A 20,453-nucleotide genomic window follows, 5' to 3' on the forward strand; every position below is an offset into this window, starting at 1 on the left:
GCGTAGCTGTATTAACAGTATGACGGATTTTCACCGATTTTTGCAACACGCGCAGTGTGACGGCCTTCGCTGAATTTCGCATCCATAAAGATTTTTATCCATTTGTTGGCTTGTTCAGCAGTCGCAAATCTTGAACCCATGCAAATTACGTTAGCATTGTTATGTTCTTTAGCAAGTTTGGCGATTTCATCGGAGTAAACCAAAGCTGCGCGAATGTGTTTGAATTTGTTCGCACGCATCGCCATACCTTGGCCGGAGCCGCAAACTAAAATACCCATAGTATCTGGATCTTCAGGTTTTAACTTTTCGCAGACCTTATTTGCAAAGTCAGGAAAGTCTACAGACTCAGTTGTGAAAGGACCGAAGTCTTCAACCGTAAAACCTTGGGCTTTTAAATTTGTAACAATAGCAGCTTTTAAGTCGACCGCAGCGTGGTCGCCAGCAATTAAAATTCTTTTCATACCCTAAAGGTACGTTATTTTTCGAATTTTGAGAAAACTAAACAGCTGTTTGTCCCACCGAATCCAAAAGAATTATTCATTACATGATTGATTTGACCTTTACGTGCCGTATTTGGAACATAATCAAGGTCGCAATCAGGGCTGACATTCTCTAGATTGATCGTTGGAGCTACTGTTTGAGAAACAATAGACTGAATGCAAAGTGCTGATTCTAACGCGCCTGCAGCCCCTAATAAGTGGCCAGTCATAGATTTCGTTGAAGAAACCCAAACTTTTTTAGCATGTTCGCCTAGAACAGTTTTTACAGCATTTGATTCAATTGGATCACCCATCGGAGTCGATGTTCCGTGAGCGTTGATGTAATTTACTTTATCTTTAGCAATACCAGCGTCATTCAAAGCATTATTCATCGCTAAAACAAAGCCTGCGCCATTAGGATCTGGTGACGTGATGTGGTAAGCATCTGATGAAGCACCATAGCCAGTAATTTCACAAAGAATATTCGCATTGCGTTTCATTGCTGATTCTAAAGATTCAACAACGAAAATCGCACAACCTTCGCCAAGAACAAAACCATCACGGTCTTTATCCCACGGGCGAGATGCTTTAGTTGGATCATCATTACGAGTTGATAGAGCTCGCATATTACCAAAACCAGCGATCGCTAACGGGCAAACTGTAGATTCAGTTCCTCCAGCAACCATAGCATCGGCCATTCCAAAGCGAATGTAATTGTAAGCTTCGCCTAATGAATGCACTCCAGAAGCACAAGCAGAAGCTAAGCTGTAGCTTGGACCTTTTAAGTTGTGATTCATAGTTACCCAGCCAGCCGCTAGATTTGTAATGGCTGCCGGAATAAAGAATGGAGACACGCGCGAAGGGCCACGCTCCATAACTTTTGTATGTTGTTCTTCGATAATCGGAAGACCACCCATACCAGATCCGATGATGGCACCAGCTCGTGGAGCCATTTCATCAGAAACAACTAATCCAGATTGATCAAACGCCATTTTAGAACAAGCAATCGCATACTGGATAAAAGTATCCATCTTCTTTTGCTCTTTTTTATCAACGTATGTATCTGGATTGAAGTTTTTTACTTCACCAGCAAAACGAACATCAAATTTACTAGCATCAAACTTTGTGATGTTAGCGATACCTGAAACACCGTTTAAAGCATTGTTCCAAGTGTCGGTTAGTGAATTACCAAGCGGGGAGACAACTCCCATGCCTGTTACTACAACTCTTTGCTGTCCGCCTTTGCGAGTGAAAGAAATAGACATATTAAGACTAAGCTTTGCCTTTAGAAACTAGGTAGCTTTGAACGTCGTTAACTGTTTTTAATTTTTCAGCGTCTTCGTCTGGAATTTCGATGTCGAATTCTTCTTCCATAGCCATAACTAATTCAACGATATCTAAGCTGTCAGCGCCTAAGTCTTCAATGAATTTTGATTCTAATTTTACTTTCTCTGGATCAACGCCTAATTGGTCAACGATGATATCTTTTACTTTAGCTTGTACTGACATGGTATTTCTCCTTGCGCGCTTTCAGCGCGACCTCTTGTTGTTCTCTTTTTCAGTAGTTTTAAATTACTTTAAATTTAAAAATTAAATCTAAATTCTAGTTTAAATAAAGTCCACCATTTACATGAATGGTTTGACCTGTGATGTATGAAGAAGCATCGCTTAATAAAAAAGCAACTGTTTGTGCCACTTCATGAGCTTCACCAGCTCTGCCTAATGGAATTTTCTCGGAGAAAAACTTAAGCTGATCTTCTCCTAAAGCATCTGTCATATCTGATTTGATATAGCCCGGTGCTACAGCGTTAAAACGTACGTTTCTAGAGCCTAACTCAAGCGCTAATGAGCGCGTAAAGCCTTCGATACCAGCTTTAGACGCTGCGTAGTTAGCTTGACCAGCGTTGCCGCTAGAGCCAATCACAGATGAGATATTTACAACAGACGCGTTTTTAGTTCTTAACAAGTTTTTTGCAAACGCTTTACTTACATAATATGGACCGTAAAGATTCGCTTTTAAAACAGCGTCAAAGTCTTCATCTTTCATACGAAGGATTAATTGATCTTTAGTAATACCAGCGTTGTTCACAACGCCATGAACTTCACCGAAGGCCTCAATCACTCTTCCGCAAACAGAATCAACCTCTTCTTTAGAAGTCACATTCATTTTAAAAGTTAAATGTCCAGAACCTGGTAATGACGCCAAAACCGCTTGCGCTTGCGCTTCTGCGCTTGAATAAGTAAATGCAACACGCGCACCTAGCTCAGCACATTTTTTTGCGATACCGGCACCGATACCACGGCTTCCGCCTGTGATAAAAATATTTTTACCTTTTAAATCCACTTGTGACTCCTGATGTATAACCTGACTGAACTAGAGCTATTGCTCAAGGACTTTTTTAGGTTACTTTTGCGCTGCTTCAATAAGCTTTAAATCGTCTAAATTTTGTGTAGAAAACACTTCAAATTCAGCATCAATTTTCTTCAACAGTCCTTTTAAAACAGTTCCATGACCACATTCAATAAAACGCTTATGACCAGCTTGTTTCATAGCCAACATGCTTTGTGTCCATTTTACTGATCCTGAAACTTGTTTGATTAGGTTTTCTTTTAACACCGCAGCATCTGTTTCAGCTTTAGCGTGAAAGTTTTGAAAAATCGGAAGCGATGAATTTTTGAATTCGATAGCGTTTAAAAACGCACGCATTTTTTCTTCAGCAGGCTTCATTAAATCACAGTGAAACGGCGCTGATACCGCTAGTGGAATTAATTTCGCACGACGTGGCTCAGGCAATCCGTTTTGCGTAAAGATCTCTGATTTAAAATTATCTTTTAACCAGTTTAAAGCTTTTAAACTTCCGCTGATAACGATTTGCCCGTCACAGTTAAAGTTCGCTGGATTAACAGGTTTAAAGCCAGATTGTTCTTCGGTCCATTTACATAAAAACATCGCTTGGGCTTCATCTAAACCTAAAGTCGCTGTCATTCCACCTTCGCCAACAGGAACTGCTGATTGCATGTATTGTCCACGAGAGCGTACGGCGCGAACCGCGTCAGCAAATTTAAAAACGCCACCTTCAACAAATGAAGAGTATTCGCCGATTGAGTGCCCCGCCGTTGCTGTTGGTTTAATTCCAAAAGTCGTATTTAAAACACGTGCTGTGGCAACAGATGTTGTAAGTAAAGCTGGTTGAGTGTTTTCAGTTAACGCTAATTCTTGCTCAGTTCCTGAAAAACATAATTTTTTTAAATCAATAGATAGAGCGTCAGAAGCTTCTTCGTAAGTTGTGCGAGCCACTTGGAATTCGTCGAATAAGAACTTTCCCATTCCTGGGGCTTGGCTTCCTTGACCTGGATAAATAAAAGAAAACGACATAACTATACTCCTTAGTTATTTGAAATATAAAATCTTAGTTTTGTAATTTTAAGATTAAAATCTTAATAATGCTGAACCTGAAGTTAAACCAGATCCAAAGGCAGTGAGAAGGATTAACTGTCCGCGTTTAATTCTTCCATCGCGATAAGCCATATCAAAGGCAATCGGAATAGAAGCTGCAGATGTATTTCCTGTTTCGTGAACTGTAGAAACAATTTTTTCCATCGGGAATTCGAATTGGTTCGCCACAGCTTCAGTAATACGTTGATTTGCTTGGTGAGGAACAATCCAGTCTAGATCTGCCGGAGTTTTACCGCCAGCATCTAAAGCTTCATAACAGGCTGCTGCCATAGTGCGCGTTGCATGTTTGAAGATTTCTTTACCCTTCATTTTCATGAAGTGTTTGCCTGAATCTAAAACTTCTTGGCTAAATGGAATTTTAGTTCCACCAGCTTCGAACCATAATAATTCAGCGTGCGCGCCTTCTGCATGACAGTGAGTTGAAATCACCGTGTTTTCATCTGTGTTGCTTGCGCGCGATACGATCATTGCGCCTGCGCCATCGCCAAAAAGAATGCAAGTTTCGCGGTCTTTATAGTTAACTAATTTAGTTAGATTTTCGGCGCCGGCGATTAAGATATTTTTGTAAACGCCAGTTTTAATAAATTGATCAGCCACATGAAGTGCATAAACAAAGCCTGTGCAGGCTGCAGCTAAATCAAAAGCCATAACGTTTTTAGCGCCTAGTTTTGTCTGAACAATACAAGCTGTTGCTGGCATACGATAGTCGCCAGAAACTGTAGCTACGATAATTAAATCTAAATCTTGAGCGGTAAGATTGGCATCTTTCAATGCACGTTCAGCAGCTTTAACAACTAAATCTGACGTACCTTCACCTTCGGCGACCTTGTGACGGTGAACGATGCCTGTTCTTTGAACGATCCAGTCGTGTGAAGTTTCGACCATTTTTTCAAGGTCGTAATTTGTTAAAACTTGTTCGGGTAGGTAAGAACCTACCCCTGCAATTCTTGTTTTAAACTGACTGGTTATAGACATGGCAGTGGCTAAAAACTATTTCTTAGCTTTAGGAGCGCTGATTTGTTTACCTTTGTAGTAAAATGCGCCGTCAGCAGCTTTAAAAGCGCGGTGAGGACGTACTAACTCTCCAGATTTTTTATCAATTGCCATTGCAGGTGCTTCTAAAGCATCGTGCGATCTTCTCATATCACGGCGTGATTTCGACGTTTTCTTCTTCGGTGTAGGCATTTCTAACTCCTAGTAACTCGTATTTCGCTTCCGTATATACGAGGAATATTAAATATTATCTGCTTTCAGCAAAATAAAATAAGGTTCTAATTTATGTACGATAGTAGCGCAAAAGGCAAGACTTTAACTGAATTAATTCAGCTTTAAGCCTTTGAGTACATTAAAGGCATTATTCTTTTTCTCTTCGCCCATTTTTTCATCATAAATAAAAGCATCGCCGTCAGCTGATTTAAAGCTTGTTTTACAAGCAGGATCACCAGCTTCATGGCGTGGGTTAAATGGAATAGAAAACGCAATAGCTTCATGTAAGAACTCGCCCATATCGAACTGGTCGCCGAAGTATTCTGACACCCCGGGGCCATCTTCATTAAGTTCTGAAACATGGTTTGATTTAGCAAACTGGCTATTTTTGATTTCTTCAGCACCCGGAATTAAAATTTCATGGATTTTGGCTTCAGCTTTAAATTTAAAACTTTCGCCACATTGAGAGCATAATTCTGGTGTTTCACTTTTAATATAGCCAGCTACATCGTAGTTTTTAGTATTTAAAGGACGGATAAAAAGCTTTGCTTCATAGGGCGCGTCTTCAATTAAGTCAGCTAACACGGCATTTAATTCGCCCGTATTGCGGTTATAAATATATTCGCGGCCTTCTTCTGGGATTTCATGTAATTTGATTTTCATAGCGTTGTCCTTATATAGCTAATTTAGTCTTTTTTCCAGCCGTAATTGAAACTTACGCTAATGCGCGGTTCTTCGGTGGTGTTTTGGGGCACTTCGTGACGTAACCAGCTTTCAAAGAGCACCACATCGCCTTCTTTAGGTTTTAAAGATAAAAAGCGTTTGTTGGCTGTTTTAGCGCTTTCCTTTGGCATTGGAGAATTCATAAAGAACCCCAAACGTGGATCTTCAAATTTGATTGGGCTAGAACCTTTAGGTAATTGTAAATAAACCGTTCCGCTAATTACAGAAAGCGGGTGGATATGGGCTGTATGCTGCGCCCCTTCTGGCATAACATTCACCCAGCAATGACTTAAATAAAGATCTGAAGCTTTAATGTCATATTCAAGTGAGCTTAAGTAATTTTTCAGATGAATTTCAAGGGTTTGCTCTAATTTTTTGAAGTTCGGTAATACTAAATGAAGCTTATCGACCGACCCGTAACTGGTGTACCCTGAAACATAATTTTTATCTGACCATTTATGACCAACTTCGTCCGAAGCTAATAGGTTTTCCACATCTTCGAGTAGGTTGTTACTTAAAGAACGGAGGATTTTGGGCGCAGCCAAGGGCTTATTGTAAATTTGGGTGACGAAGGCCTGTATCATAGAAAGTCATATTTACGGTATAAGCCCCTAATATGTAAGCGCTTTTTGGCCTATGTAAAATTATTTTACAGCTCATAAAAATTCCTAATTGGTTTTAACCGATCTGAGCCTTTAAGTTGTCTCAAGTTGAGACCTGATAATGGGTCCTAAGGTTGCAATAAAAACCTGTAAATAAGGAGTTTATATGAAAACATCTTTTAAATCATTCGGCTTCGCCAAACTATCTTTAGCTTTAATGATGGTTTTAGGCTCACAAGTTTACGCCGCTGATTCAGTGGATTTTGATGCAATCATTAAAGAAAACTCTCAAGCTCAAAATCAATTACACAAACAAATCAAAGAAACTGTTGAAACAAGCCGTATCGCAGCTCAAACGCCAGATACTGGTTCGCAAGTTATCGCTGATAACGCACAAACAGTGCATGTTAGAACTAAAAAAGACATGTTAACTTTTGCTAAAGAGAAAAAGCACAGTGCAGCTTCTCAACAACAAAACGATAAAAGACTTGCGCAAGAGTTCAAAGATTTAGAATAATAAATGGGTGCAAACCCTTAAATCGTTCGCTTTTATTTTAACATTTTCACTATCTAGTTTTGCAGCCAACACAGCTAAAAAACAGACCCAAAGACAGCCAGTAAATCTGGCTGTTTCTTTTGAAACCCTCGGAAAAAACAAAGAGCTTTTAAATACCGTATCATTTGATGGTGAGCAGAAAACCTTACTGTCTGGTGATGTTAAGAATTCCACAGATTTTAAATGTGAATGTTCTGGGCAATTTGAAGTTCTCGCTCTTGGCGTAAAGCAATATGTGGCTGCTTTTCTTGAATTTAACTGCGGTCAAAACGATCAAAAAATTAAATCTAAAATCGGCCGCATTTTAATTCCCGTTAAAGATTATCAATCTTTTTTCAAAATCATTTTTCTTCACAAAGATCAGCCACAAGTGGTGCTTAAAATTAAAGAACTTAGTCTGTAATTGGCGCTAAGCGATAGGCGTAGCGATTATCGGTTGTCATTTGAGTCTAAAATGGCAAAACTACTTCACATAAATTGGACATATACCAAGATATCGAAGGAGTTTCGTTTGGGTACTTTTGAAATGATCGCAAAACACGGTGAACACGAAGAAATTTTATTTTGCCACGATAAAGATGTTGGTCTTAAAGCTATCATCGCTATCCATAATACGGCGTTAGGCCCGGCTCTTGGTGGTACACGTATGTGGAACTACAAAAACGAAGACGAAGCTTTAACTGACGTATTAAGACTTTCTAAAGGTATGACATACAAAGCTTCTGCTGCTGGCCTTAATTTAGGTGGCGGTAAAGCAGTTATCATTGGCGACCCTAAAACACAAAAAACTGAAGGTTTGTTCCGTGCGTTTGGCCACTTCGTAAATTCATTAAATGGTAAATACATCACTGCTGAAGACGTAGGTACTGGTGAAAAAGATATGGAATATATCTACATGGAAACTCCATGGGTAACTGGTATTCCTAAAGATTTCGGTGGTTCTGGCGATCCATCTCCGTATACAGCTCACGGTGTATTAATGGGTATTAAAGCGGCGGCTCACGAAAAATTCGGCACTGATGCTTTAAAAGGTATGCGTGTTGCGGTTCAAGGTCTTGGTAACGTTGGTTCTAACTTAGTTAAATACTTAACTGAAGAAGGTGCGATCATCACTGTTGCTGATATCGATCAAGCTCGAACAGCTAAAATCGTTAATCAATACGGCGTAAAAGCTGTGGCTGTTGACGAAATCTTAGCGGTTGATTGCGATATTCAAGCTCCATGTGCTTTAGGCGCCATCGTTAATGATCAAACAATCTCTAAATTTAAATGTAAAGTTATCGCCGGCGGAGCTAATAACCAATTAGCAGAAGCTCGTCACGGTGATCATTTACGTGAATTAGGTATTTTATACGCTCCAGACTACGTGGTTAATGCCGGTGGTTTAATGAACGTATTCGTAGAACTTGAAGGTTATTCTCCAGACCGCGCGTTTGAAAAAACTCGTAAGGTTTACGATAACTGTAAAAAAGTATTTGAAATCGCTAAACGCGATAATATCGGAACTCATACTGCGGCTGACCGTATGGCTGAAGAGCGTATCAACACAATTGGTAAACTTAAACAGCGTCACCCTGGTAAATCATTCCGCGCATTTACGACATTAAAAGAAGTTAACAACAGATAATTATTGCACCTTAGAGAAGAAAGAGAATTAAATGGAATTTTTAGAGAAAAACGCAAAAGGAATTTTAGGTATTGCAGGTCTAGTAGTAGTTGCTGGTCTTATCGGTACACTTGTAACTCAAAACTCGATCAGAAAAGAAAAAGCCACTCAGGAAAAATTCTTTGCGATTGATGCTAAAGTTAAAAAATACAAAGAAGACAAATTTAAAGCGGCTGATAAATCTGCAGACAAAAAAGAAGAAGTTGCTTCGGTTCCTGTTGATGTAAACGCTTTAAAAGCTGAGCTTGAAGCTTTCGTAAATGAAAACACTGGTACAGTAGCTGCTCAAATCGCAGGTCTTGAATTAGCTGATATCTTAACTTCAGAAAATAAAGGCACTGATGCTTTAGCATTACTTCAAAAAGTAGAGACTAAATCTGACTTATTATCTAACGTTTTAGTGCGCATGAAAATCGCTCAAAGCTTTGCTGATCAAGACAGATGTTCTGATGCTTTAATTATCTGGAGTAAAGTTTTAGGCTCTAAAGCTTCTTCTTACTTACATGCAGAAGCAAAAATCAATCAAGCTCTTTGCTACAAGAAAATGAATGATTTGAGCAAAGCTGAAGAGATTTTAAACCAAGTTAAAAACGATAAAGCGGATGAAACTGGCCAATCAAATCGTGAAGCTGAAAGAATTCTACGTGTAATTCAATTCAACAAATCTTTTGGAACATAATATTTATATGTTTAAATTTGCACTTATCTTTTTAGGCTTAAGTTTAACCAGCTGCCAACATCTTGAAAAAAACAACGGTGAAAAAAACGATCTAAAGGTAAGTGCCTTCTGGGTTCAGGACACTTTAAAAGAGCCAAACGTAGGTTATCGTAAGATTAATCGGTTTGCTCCTGTTCTTTATAAAGACCTGATCATCGTTGCTAACGGGCTTGAAGGCTTAGTGGCTTACGATGTCTTAGATAAATCAAAAAAATGGTCTATTGCGATTCCTAAAGGGGTTGAAGCTCCGGGTGCTGTGATTAATTCACGTTTATTTATCGGTGGATTAAATGGCGTATTCTATTCAATTGATTTAGATACGGCAAAAATCGTTTGGGAATTTGACACAAGATCTGAAGTTGTGGCTGAACCGTTAATTCAAGACGGTCACGTTTTCTTTGTAAGTGGTTCTAATATTTTATACTGCTTAGATGCAACTAACGGCCGTCAAATCTGGGTTTACAACCGCCAAGATACATCAGCTCAAATGACAATTCGCGGGGGAGCAAAACCTTCGTATTCAGCTGGGCAAATTTATCAAGGTTTCAGTGATGGATCTTTAGTTTCGTTAAATGCGAAAACGGGAACTCCAAATTGGGAAGTTTTATTAAACCGTAATACAAAATTTAAAGATATCGATGCTTCAGCCGTTATTGATGGCGATACAATCTATATCAACAGTTACGATGACAAATTATATGCGGTTTCTAAATCGACAGGATCAATCTTATGGAAATCTGATTTCGGGGGAGCCACACCGCCATTAGTTTTTTCTGATCGTTTAGTTTATTCATCTTCAAAAGGTCACTTAATGGTTGTGACTAAAAAAGCTGGCGAATTAATTTGGAAAGTTTCAAATCTTCAAGGTATCAGCACAGAACCTATCGCACACAAAGGTTTAATCGTTGTGGGTGAATCGCAAGGCGCTGTTTTATTTTATGATTTAATGAATGGCCAATTAAAATCAACTTTCGATCCAGGTCGCGGGGTTTTAGGTCGTTTAACGACAGATAAAAACAAACGTGTTTATTTTATTTCTGGCGAAGCTAATGTGTACGGCTTAATGGTTGAATACACGAATAAAAATTCTAATTTTTCATTCTTAGAGTAATAAGGTATTTATGAAATTGATTTTAGTTTTAGCGTTTTTGGGAATTTTATCTTCATGCTCCACAAGAACATGTAAACCAAACGAAACAATCTCTTCGCAAGATAACACGGCTAAAGTAAGTCAGCCTGTTGCAGGTGAGACAACAATTTCTCCAACTACAAATATGACAAATCAGATTAAAAAAATTAAAGTTTATAAAGCTGATGGCTCTGTTCAATGCGAACAAGGCACAGGAACTAAGCCAGAAGAAATGCAAAAGCAATTGGGTGATATCAAGGTTTATTCGGCTGAAAATAAACATGATGGTTTAATCCGTATTCAAGTTTGCGGCGCTCCTACGGGTAACTGCAACGTCTTTGAAATCAACGAATCTGATTTCACTAAGGCCGAAAAACTTGGCTTTAAAAAGTGGAAAAATAACTAATACTTAAAGGCGGGGAAGTAGCCCTGCCAGCCTAGAACGTTTCATTGTAAAACAGTTAGACAGGTCTTGCCTATCATCTCGAATAGGGTGGTTTTTAGCTTGGCCTTGGTATCGCAAAATAGCCTTTTGGTTACAAAAACCAATAGGAGCTATTATGTCATCTTCACGTTTATTAAAGGCCTTTACCCTAGGTTTTGCTTTAACGCTTTCATCAAATGCTTTTGCAGCCTCAGCTCAGCAATTATTAACTGAAGATCTACAGCCAGCTATCAAAACTCTTCCTCGTGAAACACGCCTTTATCATTATTTCGGTATCAATTTAAATGGTAACCAACTTAAAAATACATCTTTAAAAAAGGCTAATAACCGTTACGACATGGTTAATAACCGCATAAAACAAATGGCCGCAAGCTTCTGGGATTTAAAAAATAATACGACTTACTTAGCGAACGCGGGCCTTGGTGTGTATTTCGCGGTTGATCCATTTGCTTCATCTCCGGCAGCGGCTGCTGATACAGGAGCTAACTTTGGTTCTACGATGATTGAAGTGACTTTCAATGCAGGAACTCGTTATTTAGATTTAATTGATTCTGTGGCGTTACGTCCTGAAACATTACAAGCCATTATTTCTGAAACAGGCATGCAACAAGCTGATGTGGCTAAATTATTTCAAGCTAAGAAAAAAGGGTTCTGGCGCGACACTTTACAATATATGGCTGAAGCGCAAAACACAGCTTTTAGAAAAATCGTTCATAATATCTTTAACCAACAAGGTATCGCGATGACTGAATACGGTTGGCAAGCGGGGACTTCAATGTTCTGTAATACAGCTACTAACGGCGGTAAAATTCATCATTCGGCTTTAGTTTATGTAGGTGGCGCGCAAACAGCGACCGCAATCAAATCAGTAACAATGGTTTACTGGAACGATGCCACTGGTGTTGAATTCGACGCTCAAGAAACTGAAGCTTTAGCTCGTAATAAAAAACTAGTTAGCGTTTTACAACCATTACGCCCCTTAGAAAAACAATATCAAACAGCTTATAACTCAAAAGACAAAGTGTTGATGAAATCAACTTACTCTGAAATTAAAAACACTATTAACAACACGTATGTAGACCAAAATGAATTATTAGATCTTCGTTCAAAAACTTTCGACTGCATTAAATAGTAGTAAGGATTTTTTATGAAAAAGCTTTTAGCCACGATCATTATTTTCTTAAGCGCACAACAAGCCCTAGCTTGTGATGCTGTTATCGAAAAGTTTTCGCGCGACTGCTGGATGCAGGATCGTTTGGCTAAAATTCGCGAAGAATACGCTAAAATCGGTGTCGATGTCGATGAAATCGGGGAGTACAAGGTACTTCGTTTTATCGATCGTAATTCGTGGGAAAAAGCTAAAACCTTTAAAAAGGCTCCCCTAGAAATTTATGATCCAGCTCCGGCGACTTGGCGTGTATGGGAGCGCGGAATTGATTCTTTATTTAGAAATAAGCAGAATAAAAACATTTTATTTAGCCAACCGATTGATAAATTTACTTTTGCACATATCAATACGGTTTTATTAACTGATGGCACAACGAGTATTAAAGATAGAATCACTGATCAAAGCAAAAAGCCGGGTGAGTTTCGTTCAAATTTTGATAAAGGCGTAGGCTTTTGCGCAGGTAATGAAAATGAAAATAACTACCGTCAAGGTATCAAACGCTCTGAAGATTCGATGGAGCGTTTTCAAAAACGCTGGGAGTCTTTGTTAGGTGTTGAGTTTTCTGATATCGTTAAAAAAGAAAATGGCCCTAATCCCCGTCGCGCCGACCTAAAGTCGGGTATGTATGTTTCATCTGCGACTTGCCGTAATGGAAATGGCGTTTTTATTGGTTATAGCCCATCAAATCATGTTGGCGATCAAATCGAATGGATTCGTATCTTTATCAAATCGAATCTTGAGGCTTATCAACGTGGCGAACCGGTTTTAGCACCAATTGAATTAGCTGCTGTTGTGCAAAAATGGTTCGTAAGTACACATCCTTTCGCTGATGGAAATGGCCGTACTTCACGTGGTATCCAAGAGTTAATTATGGCTAATTTTGGCTTACCATTTGTTCCTGCTGGTGATTTACAAAACGATGCCATGGAAGAAGTCGAAAAATACGTTGAAAATACCTATAATAAGCTTGATTCAATGTTAACTGAGCTAGAAATGTGTATCAAAAAACGTGATGGCTGGAGAATTCCTAGATCATGCCGCACAATCGATGAGTTAAATAAAGGTTCTGCTGATGAAGACGAAAATGAATATCAACAACAACAGATCCAAAACGGCGGTTAATTCGCTTTAAATCCTAGACTGTTGTATTGTGATACAAACCCGATGCAACATAATATAACTTATCAGAAACCTATTGTAGATCAGCTTTAACTGCTATTTTCTTACTATTTTTGCTCCTAAATAGCAAAAATAGTATTCTTAATCGAAGCTTAACGTGAACACTCTAAATATTCACGTTAAGACTTCTGTCCAAGACATAAGTACAACGACATCAAATGGGAGATAAATTCATGCGTTTAACCTTATCATTAGCAGCTTTTTTTCTATCAATTCATGGCTATGGCCAAGATTTATCGGTTTCAAATACGGCCATGGTTTCAGCACCTTTAGCCATAACTGAATTTACCCCTTCAAATAAGTTTTCTGGAGATTTTAGATATCGCCATCAAGAAACTAAGGATAATTCAAAACAAACCCGCCGAGTTCATCGCCTTATGCTTCGTGTGGGGCAAACTTTTCAGATTCAGTCTGATTTAAAGTTCACATATCGTTTGATGACCGGAAACAACAATAACAGTGGAAACACGACAATTGCTGACGGCGGAACTTCAACACAAGGATCACCTAGATATGCTATTGGTTTAGATCAAGCTTATGTTACTTATTTACCAGAGAAAAATTTAAGCCTTTTTCTAGGTAAAATGCCGCAATTTTTTTATACCGCAGGAAAAAACCAAGTTATTCTTGATCGTGATATTGCCCCTGAAGGTTTAGGTGTTCAATATCGCGAGTTATTCTTAGAAAAAGCTTTAGAATTAAATTTAAATCTAGCTTCATTGTGGGTGCGCGAAAAATATAACAGCACAGCCGGCGAAGATTTAACGGATTCTTTTTTAAATGTCGCGCAAGCTACTTTAAATTATAAAATCAATTCAGACTTCTCTACTCAGTTAGGTCTAGGAACTTTTGCCTATACAGATATTAAAGGTTCAAAACCAAATGATTTAACAGTTCAAACAGCACCCGACTTTAAAGGAAATACTGCTGATGGTTCTGGAAACTATTTAAATGGTTACGAAATTCTGCAAACGAGTGCAGAAATTAAATGGGTTAAATCCCCGTTTGATGTTTCATTGTTTTTCGAACACTTAAAAAACAACGAGGCTGATTCATTAAATGAAGCTCAAATTTTCGGTCTGGTTTTTTCATATGAAAAATTTAGCTTAAGCGTAATGCGCCAAACTATTGAAAGCGATGCGGTTTTAGCTATTTACACAAGCGCCGATCAAGCTGGTGGGGTGGCTAATTCACGCGGAAATGTGATTTTATTAGGTTATAAACTTAATAAAAATGCTGTGATTAACTATTCGCTTTATGACTTTGAAAAGAATGTTGAAACTTCACCGACTGATTTTAAAGTTTCGCATTTAGATTTAACTATCAGCTTTTAATTGTAAAAAATTACGAGGTGTCGCAATTAACCCAAGCTCAGTCGACACTTCAGCCTGATGGCCGTATTTAGGAAAAATAAATATACCATCAGCTGGACAAAAGTATTCATTACCGGCTGGGGTGATTCCTAAAATATCATTTTCTTTAACTGGCTGCAGGTTTTGAAAACCAGGCATAAGCTCTGAACCCACGATGAATTTAGTTAGATGCTGAGTGATCTTAAAATAGCTCACATCATCTTTTTTAGGTGGGGTTATGATAGCTTCAGCATTTAGATAGAAAAGCTGCTCACAGATCGATTTAGCAAGGTTTAAATCAAAGCCATTTTGACTGATCTCGATAACTAGGGCAGGGATATTCTCTCCCCTAGCAAATTCCATTAAGGTCTTTCCGTCTTTTGAAAACCCAGACGGATCAAAAGTAATAATCGGCCATTCTTTACAGATCACTGATGCCGACAAAACCAGAGATTCTTCTTCGGGTAACATAAAAAACGGCGAAAGCGTTGGTTCGGTGGTCTGGTGCAGGTCGATGATAAAACGAGGCTGCAAGTTTTGGATGATGTCTTCGATCTGCTGGGCCCGGTAGTATTCCTGCCCTTTTTCAATTTTAGGAGTATCAATCGGCGCCTGAAAACTACGATTCAAATCTTTATTGATAAAACGTTGGTTTTTATCGTAAGCCGGAACGTTACACAAAAGAACGGCAAATGTATACGGCGCTTTGTGATTTGATTTAAGTGTTTTTTCTAAAAATAAGTTTAACACTTGAAGACCAATCACTTCATTACCATGAACAAGTGCTGTAAAAAGAATATCTGGATTTTCAGACATCGTGAAACCGTGATGATCAATAGACTTATACCCCGGCTGCACACGAAACCGATTATGAAGAGTTTTGAATTTTTCTAGTTCGGCTTCGTGTTGGGTCATTTAGCGATTATGCTGTCTTTTTATCAGGCGAGTCACTATTTGCTGCAGACTTTTCTTTAATTTCAGTAATTTGCTGCTCAGTTACCTGGTCGCTGGCCTTTAAATAAATTTTTGTTAGCGCCTTTTGACCTTTTAACTGGAAATTACCAAGATCTTTAGCTTGTGGTAATTTATCAATAATCAATTTTGCAAATGATTCAGAAATCGCAACGTTCGAGCCTGGCAACTGATGAGTAAAACTTTCTAAGCGATGAACTAGATCAACATCTGGTGATGTTGAGTCAAACGACTTCTGTTTAATAGTTCCTCGAAGAGTCTGAATTTCAATTTCATGTAAATTGATAGATACATCTTTTGCCAGATGCAGCCCGATTCCACATTCTATTTTTAGACCATGTTTTAAATTTAAAGCTCTTAAGAAACTTCTGAACTCTGTTGCGGTAGCTAAAGCAGATTCTACAGGATTAGAAGTCGATTCAAGCAATCCAAAATGAGCGTAAGCCGAGTCTCCGGCGTGTGACTCTCGCCATCCACCTTGACGCAATACCGACTCTGAGAATCCTTTTAAGATAACAGATCTAACTGATGCGCCATCAATTGTAATATCGTGAGTTTCAGAAGAGTTAATAATATCAAAACAAATTAATGCCAAATCTCGTCTCATTGGAAACTTAAAAGAATTACTCTGAATAGCAGAAAGCACAAAAGGTGGCGCCCACGCTTCAAGCTCTTTACGCGCTTGTTCTTCAATTGCTTTGGCCTGCTTTAAATCTTCGGTCATTTTTTGAAGGTCTTTATTTTGCTTTTCTAATAAACTATTTTTTTCAAATAATTCTTTTTCTAAATTATACGTTTCCATAACAGATTTTAATCTATGGATAAGATCTTCAACATCCCAAGGTTTTTTGATATAATCATGAACGCCAGCTTTTCGAATTGAATCTACTACTAAATCTTCTTCTGAATAACCGGTTGCAATTACTCTTTTTGTTGACGGATGAGTTCTTTTAACTATTTCTAAAAAATTAACGCCGACCATTCCTGGCATTTTTTGATCAGAGACAACAATGCAAGGATTTAATTTAGTTAAAGCATCAAGAGCCTTCAATGGACTATCAAATACTTGTATTTCCCATTCTTCTGGCATCGCAGCTTCAAAAACTGTTAAATTCATTGGTTCATCATCAACATAAACTACTAAGGGCTTCATGCGGCCTCCCTTATCTTATTGGAATCAACAAATGCAGGAAGTGTAATTAAAAATTCAGTTCCCACGTTTAATTCTGAAAACACTTTAATTTGACCACCATGTCGCTCAATCTCTTTAGAGACGATATGCAGCCCTAGCCCAGTCCCTTTACCTACATCTTTTGTCGTAAAGAAAGGATCAAAAATTTTATTAAGAATTTCTGTTTTTATGCCTTTACCATTGTCTTTAATTGAAATAACAATCTGATTACCGCTTACAGAACCTTTAATATGTATGAACTTCTCATTTTTGTCTAAAGCATCAAGTCCATTAGAAATTAAATTCATAAATACTTGATTAAAACCAACTAAATTTCCGTGAATTATACAGTCTGGCGAAAATTCATATTTAAAATCAATCCCTCTAAGCTTACTTTTCAGAATAGTTTGAATAGAGTGAACCGAATCTTGAATTCTAATTTCCTTAAATTCCGCCTGATTTAAACCTGTAAAATTCCGTAAACTTTTAACAATATCCACAGTCAAAGAAGTACCTTCTTTAATTGCGCCAAAGAGCTTTTCTATCATTTTTCGGTCAGCTGTTTCTGGTATCATGGCATAAACTTTTTTCTCGAGTGGAATAATTGCGCCACTTACGTAATTAATAGAATTATTGATTTCATGGGCAATTCCGGCACTTACAGTACCAAGAGATGCCAATTTTGCTGACTGTACAAGTTCAGCTTGCGTCGATTTTAAAGAAGTTAAGGCCTCTTCTAGATGCTTCGTCTTTTCAATAACTTTATTTTCAAGATTAATTAAAAGCTCATCACGCTCTACATAGGTTACTTCAATGTTTTGATTTACCGCAGCTGCTAAAAAGAAAACTCCGGCAACTGAGCCCAATGGCATAATCATGTATGAATCAATTAAACCAGTGATATGCAGCAAATCATTCATTCCAGCTAAAACAAAAATAGAAATTGAAAAAATTCCTAATTTAATATTTCTATCAAACCCTTTTTTAAATCCTTCATTTATAGAATGAATTAAAAAGGATGAAAGACAAATAAAAGCAAATGGAATGGGAATTGTTGTACCTAACTGGACAACATCCGGACTTCCGCCGAAAATAATTAAAGACTCACCCAAGATGAATGCTGCGATAAACGACCGAAGTTCAATTTTTCCTAAATAACCATATTTATGAAAAAAATAAATATAACTGTACGAACCTATCCACACGAATACATCTGCTACTTTGTGGGCATAGATCATTCTAATGTCAAAATCGAAAATATTCGCTGTCGTTAATACTGAGTAAGTAGCAAACGAAACAGATCCTATAAAAAGACTTAAGACATATTTATTCTCTACGCGACGAGAAAAAATAAATAAAGAGAAAACAGCTAAAATTAATAAGCATCCTGCGGATAAAATATTTAGAATGACATCAAAAAAATAGTATTTAGCTGTTGTATTCTCAACGGAAGGAAATTTATTGATTCTTGCAAAGTATTTTGAGTATGTAATAACATGCCAATCTACTTTTGCATTCTTTTTGATATACTTACAATCTACTACAGCTCTTGAATAAAATGCAGATGTTTTAGAAAACGAATCATCCCCAGTTTGTAAAAATAATTCGTTATTAATATGAATGGTATGAATTCCATGCACAACTTGAGGAAAAACTAAAGACTTTCCTTCCCCGCACGTGTTAGCTACTTCAGAGCTCGAAGCGGAAAACTCCCATTTTTCCCCGACTTGATTCCACACTTTACTTACACTCCAGCCGTCAGTATTCGCGGGTACCGTTTGAATACCTAAAAAGCTCGAGAAGCTTAGTAAAAGTGAAACCAAAAACTCGTGCATTATCTACGCTGCTTTTTTCTTCGGTTCTTCTTTCTCAATTTGAGAGAATGAAAAACCAGCCTTTAGCATTGCTTTTTCCAAACACGCTGTAGCATAATCCAGATCCGATTTCGAATGAGTTGCCATCACTGTAAATCTAAAACGACAATTTTTTCTGCTCACTGCTGGATATACAATTGGAATACAAAGTACACCATCATCTAAAAGACTTTGATACATTTCACCCAGCTTTTTCTCGTCACCCACTACTACCGGGACAACTGCGCTTTCTTGAGTATCTTTAAACTTGTAGCCAATTGATTCTAAATTTTTAACAAAATGTTGAATGTTTGAATGTAGGCGTTTTACAAGATCCTTATCATTTACAAAAATATCTAAAGATTTACTTACAGCTGCAACTGTAGATGGTGGCAAGCTTACAGAAAAAACCTGCGCACGACTGAAAGCACGAAGCCACTCAATTAATTCAGTCGAGCCAGTGGCAAATCCACCGATACCACCACAGATCTTAGAAAATGTTCCCATTATGATATCAGTTTCTTTAAGTAAGTTGAATTTTTCACAAATTCCGAAACCGTTTGGACCCACTACACCGAAACAATGAGCTTGATCCACCATAATACGGCAGTTATATTTTCTAGCGACGTAGAAAATTTCGTCTAATTTCGCAGTATCTCCATCCATCGAAAAAACACCTTCAGTAATCACTAGACAACCATTGTAGTTTTGTCTTTCTTTTTGAAGGATCGCTTCTAAATGAGCTACATCATTATGTTTGAAAAAACGTGATGTTGCTTTTGACATTTGCATCGCATCTTGAATAGATGCGTGACATAACATGTCCGCAACAATTAAATCATTCGGAGCAGTCACAGCAGAAATAATACCAATATTTGCTGCGTAACCAGAGTTAAATAAAATAGCAGCTTCTTTTTTATGAATTTTCGCAATTTGATCGCAAAGTTCAAGATGTAAATCAGTTGTGCCGGTCGTAACTGGCGATCCTGTAGAGCCAAACCCATATTCATTCATTGCATTCTGAGCTGCCTTAACAACTTCAGGATGAGCGCCAAGCCCTAAATAGTCATTAGAGCCCATAACGATATAATCTTTACGATTGCCTTTCCTAGCTCGTGATAAATTAACTCTTTCACCCTTAGAAGATTCACGCACCGTTTTATAACCATATTTTTTATTGCGTTCCCATTCAGCGCGAAACACATCAAATTTTCTCATGCGATCAAAGAGATCAACATTTGAATATTCGCTTTCTACGAAGTGAGCTAATGAAAATTTGTCCGAACTTAACTCTTCCGTTTTAGCATCATCTTCTACTTCTAGGCGAATATCTAAAACTTTAGTGAGATGTGAGTTTACTGGAACTTTAATATCAATCGTTGAAAATGCTACAGAAGCTCCAGAACCGTCGGCCTGTATGCGTCTAACAACCATGCGACCCAATCCGTATTCTTTAGAGTCCCATACTAACTTTGAAGCCGAAACTATTTGCCCAGGATTGTTTTTATCTTCTTCAGAGAATGCATAAGTAGTGTGACACTTAAGACCTGTTTGAGAACATTCAACAACTGAAAACTCAACTTGATCGCCGTTGATATAATCAACAACTAACTTCAAAGCTGAATCATTTTTAACTTTAAAACGACGCGAACGAATTTGCTTATCTAGACTACTCATAGGATGCACCTCTATGTTTAGTTTTCGACATATACTTAATTTCAGTTAACTCGACCATGGTCCATTAATAGCGTTATAGCCGTTACTATATTAGCTTCAA

Annotated in this window: 22 protein-coding genes; 9 read left to right on the forward strand and 13 right to left on the reverse strand. The window is 37.9% G+C overall.

Features of this window, described 5'->3' with window-relative positions; genetic code table 11:
* Window positions 1-11 precede the first annotated feature (11 nt).
* The 9 genes from rpiB to ACKWCF_RS08630 all read right to left on the reverse strand — a co-directional run bounded on the left by rpiB (window position 12) and on the right by ACKWCF_RS08630 (window position 6,449).
* Window positions 12-461: a ribose 5-phosphate isomerase B gene (gene rpiB / locus ACKWCF_RS08590; RefSeq protein ID WP_409477165.1), complete on the reverse strand. Its 450-nt coding sequence runs from the start codon at window positions 459-461 to the stop codon at window positions 12-14.
* Between the two features lie 14 nt (window positions 462-475).
* Window positions 476-1,744, reverse strand: a complete 1,269-nt coding sequence (gene fabF, locus ACKWCF_RS08595) for a beta-ketoacyl-ACP synthase II (protein WP_409477166.1) — start codon at window positions 1,742-1,744, stop codon at window positions 476-478.
* Window positions 1,745-1,751: 7 nt separating this feature from the next.
* Window positions 1,752-1,988: an acyl carrier protein gene (gene acpP, locus ACKWCF_RS08600; RefSeq protein ID WP_409477167.1), complete on the reverse strand. Its 237-nt coding sequence runs from the start codon at window positions 1,986-1,988 to the stop codon at window positions 1,752-1,754.
* A 94-nt stretch (window positions 1,989-2,082) separates the two neighbouring features.
* Entirely contained in the window at window positions 2,083-2,823 is a 741-nt protein-coding gene (gene fabG / locus ACKWCF_RS08605; protein ID WP_409477168.1) for a 3-oxoacyl-[acyl-carrier-protein] reductase, read from the reverse strand.
* A gap of 60 nt (window positions 2,824-2,883) precedes the next feature.
* Window positions 2,884-3,855 (reverse strand): ACP S-malonyltransferase, encoded by a 972-nt coding sequence (gene fabD / locus ACKWCF_RS08610; RefSeq protein WP_409477169.1) that lies wholly within the window; start codon window positions 3,853-3,855, stop codon window positions 2,884-2,886.
* 54 nt (window positions 3,856-3,909) lie between these two features.
* Entirely contained in the window at window positions 3,910-4,905 is a 996-nt protein-coding gene (locus ACKWCF_RS08615; protein ID WP_409480254.1) for a beta-ketoacyl-ACP synthase III, read from the reverse strand.
* 21 nt (window positions 4,906-4,926) lie between these two features.
* The gene (gene rpmF, locus ACKWCF_RS08620; protein WP_409477170.1) at window positions 4,927-5,121 is read right to left on the reverse strand and encodes a 50S ribosomal protein L32; all 195 of its coding nucleotides are present in this window, start codon (window positions 5,119-5,121) and stop codon (window positions 4,927-4,929) included.
* Between the two features lie 132 nt (window positions 5,122-5,253).
* Window positions 5,254-5,805 carry a YceD family protein gene (locus ACKWCF_RS08625; RefSeq protein ID WP_409477171.1) on the reverse strand — a complete coding sequence of 184 codons (552 nt, stop codon included), beginning with the start codon at window positions 5,803-5,805 and terminating at the stop codon, window positions 5,254-5,256.
* 23 nt (window positions 5,806-5,828) lie between these two features.
* Window positions 5,829-6,449: a TIGR02466 family protein gene (locus tag ACKWCF_RS08630; protein WP_409477172.1), complete on the reverse strand. Its 621-nt coding sequence runs from the start codon at window positions 6,447-6,449 to the stop codon at window positions 5,829-5,831.
* A gap of 184 nt (window positions 6,450-6,633) precedes the next feature.
* Here ACKWCF_RS08630 and ACKWCF_RS08635 point away from each other — a divergent pair, with 184 nt between their 5' ends.
* The 9 genes from ACKWCF_RS08635 to ACKWCF_RS08675 all read left to right on the forward strand — a co-directional run bounded on the left by ACKWCF_RS08635 (window position 6,634) and on the right by ACKWCF_RS08675 (window position 14,662).
* Entirely contained in the window at window positions 6,634-6,984 is a 351-nt protein-coding gene (locus tag ACKWCF_RS08635; protein WP_409477173.1) for a hypothetical protein, read from the forward strand.
* Between the two features lie 7 nt (window positions 6,985-6,991).
* The gene (locus ACKWCF_RS08640) at window positions 6,992-7,426 is read left to right on the forward strand and encodes a hypothetical protein (RefSeq protein WP_409477174.1); all 435 of its coding nucleotides are present in this window, start codon (window positions 6,992-6,994) and stop codon (window positions 7,424-7,426) included.
* A gap of 108 nt (window positions 7,427-7,534) precedes the next feature.
* Entirely contained in the window at window positions 7,535-8,650 is a 1,116-nt protein-coding gene (locus ACKWCF_RS08645) for a Glu/Leu/Phe/Val family dehydrogenase (RefSeq protein WP_409477175.1), read from the forward strand.
* 31 nt (window positions 8,651-8,681) lie between these two features.
* Complete coding sequence (locus ACKWCF_RS08650) at window positions 8,682-9,368, forward strand: hypothetical protein (protein WP_409477176.1); 687 nt, start codon at window positions 8,682-8,684, stop codon at window positions 9,366-9,368.
* A gap of 7 nt (window positions 9,369-9,375) precedes the next feature.
* Window positions 9,376-10,518 (forward strand): PQQ-binding-like beta-propeller repeat protein, encoded by a 1,143-nt coding sequence (locus ACKWCF_RS08655; protein WP_409477177.1) that lies wholly within the window; start codon window positions 9,376-9,378, stop codon window positions 10,516-10,518.
* Between the two features lie 10 nt (window positions 10,519-10,528).
* Window positions 10,529-10,942, forward strand: a complete 414-nt coding sequence (locus tag ACKWCF_RS08660; RefSeq protein ID WP_409477178.1) for a hypothetical protein — start codon at window positions 10,529-10,531, stop codon at window positions 10,940-10,942.
* A gap of 154 nt (window positions 10,943-11,096) precedes the next feature.
* Complete coding sequence (locus ACKWCF_RS08665; RefSeq protein WP_409477179.1) at window positions 11,097-12,113, forward strand: hypothetical protein; 1,017 nt, start codon at window positions 11,097-11,099, stop codon at window positions 12,111-12,113.
* Window positions 12,114-12,128: 15 nt separating this feature from the next.
* Window positions 12,129-13,271, forward strand: coding sequence for a Fic family protein (locus ACKWCF_RS08670; protein ID WP_409477180.1), 1,143 nt, complete (start codon window positions 12,129-12,131; stop codon window positions 13,269-13,271).
* A gap of 230 nt (window positions 13,272-13,501) precedes the next feature.
* On the forward strand, window positions 13,502-14,662 hold the full coding sequence (locus ACKWCF_RS08675) for a putative porin (RefSeq protein WP_409477181.1): 1,161 nt from the start codon (window positions 13,502-13,504) through the stop codon (window positions 14,660-14,662).
* Here ACKWCF_RS08675 and ACKWCF_RS08680 read toward each other — a convergent pair.
* The 4 genes from ACKWCF_RS08680 to ACKWCF_RS08695 all read right to left on the reverse strand — a co-directional run bounded on the left by ACKWCF_RS08680 (window position 14,645) and on the right by ACKWCF_RS08695 (window position 20,353).
* Window positions 14,645-15,595 carry a succinylglutamate desuccinylase/aspartoacylase family protein gene (locus ACKWCF_RS08680; protein ID WP_409477182.1) on the reverse strand — a complete coding sequence of 317 codons (951 nt, stop codon included), beginning with the start codon at window positions 15,593-15,595 and terminating at the stop codon, window positions 14,645-14,647. The genes ACKWCF_RS08675 and ACKWCF_RS08680 overlap by 18 nt on opposite strands.
* A 7-nt stretch (window positions 15,596-15,602) precedes the next feature.
* Window positions 15,603-16,805 carry a response regulator gene (locus ACKWCF_RS08685; protein ID WP_409477183.1) on the reverse strand — a complete coding sequence of 401 codons (1,203 nt, stop codon included), beginning with the start codon at window positions 16,803-16,805 and terminating at the stop codon, window positions 15,603-15,605.
* Window positions 16,802-18,562: an ATP-binding protein gene (locus tag ACKWCF_RS08690; protein WP_409477184.1), complete on the reverse strand. Its 1,761-nt coding sequence runs from the start codon at window positions 18,560-18,562 to the stop codon at window positions 16,802-16,804. Before ACKWCF_RS08690 ends, ACKWCF_RS08685 begins: the two co-directional genes overlap by 4 nt.
* Before the next feature lie 99 nt (window positions 18,563-18,661).
* Window positions 18,662-20,353, reverse strand: a complete 1,692-nt coding sequence (locus ACKWCF_RS08695) for an aminotransferase class I/II-fold pyridoxal phosphate-dependent enzyme (protein ID WP_409477185.1) — start codon at window positions 20,351-20,353, stop codon at window positions 18,662-18,664.
* Between the last annotated feature and the right edge of the window lie 100 nt (window positions 20,354-20,453).

It is taken from the genome of Pseudobdellovibrio sp. HCB154, assembly GCF_046267985.1.
Taxonomy (GTDB): domain Bacteria; phylum Bdellovibrionota; class Bdellovibrionia; order Bdellovibrionales; family Bdellovibrionaceae; genus Pseudobdellovibrio.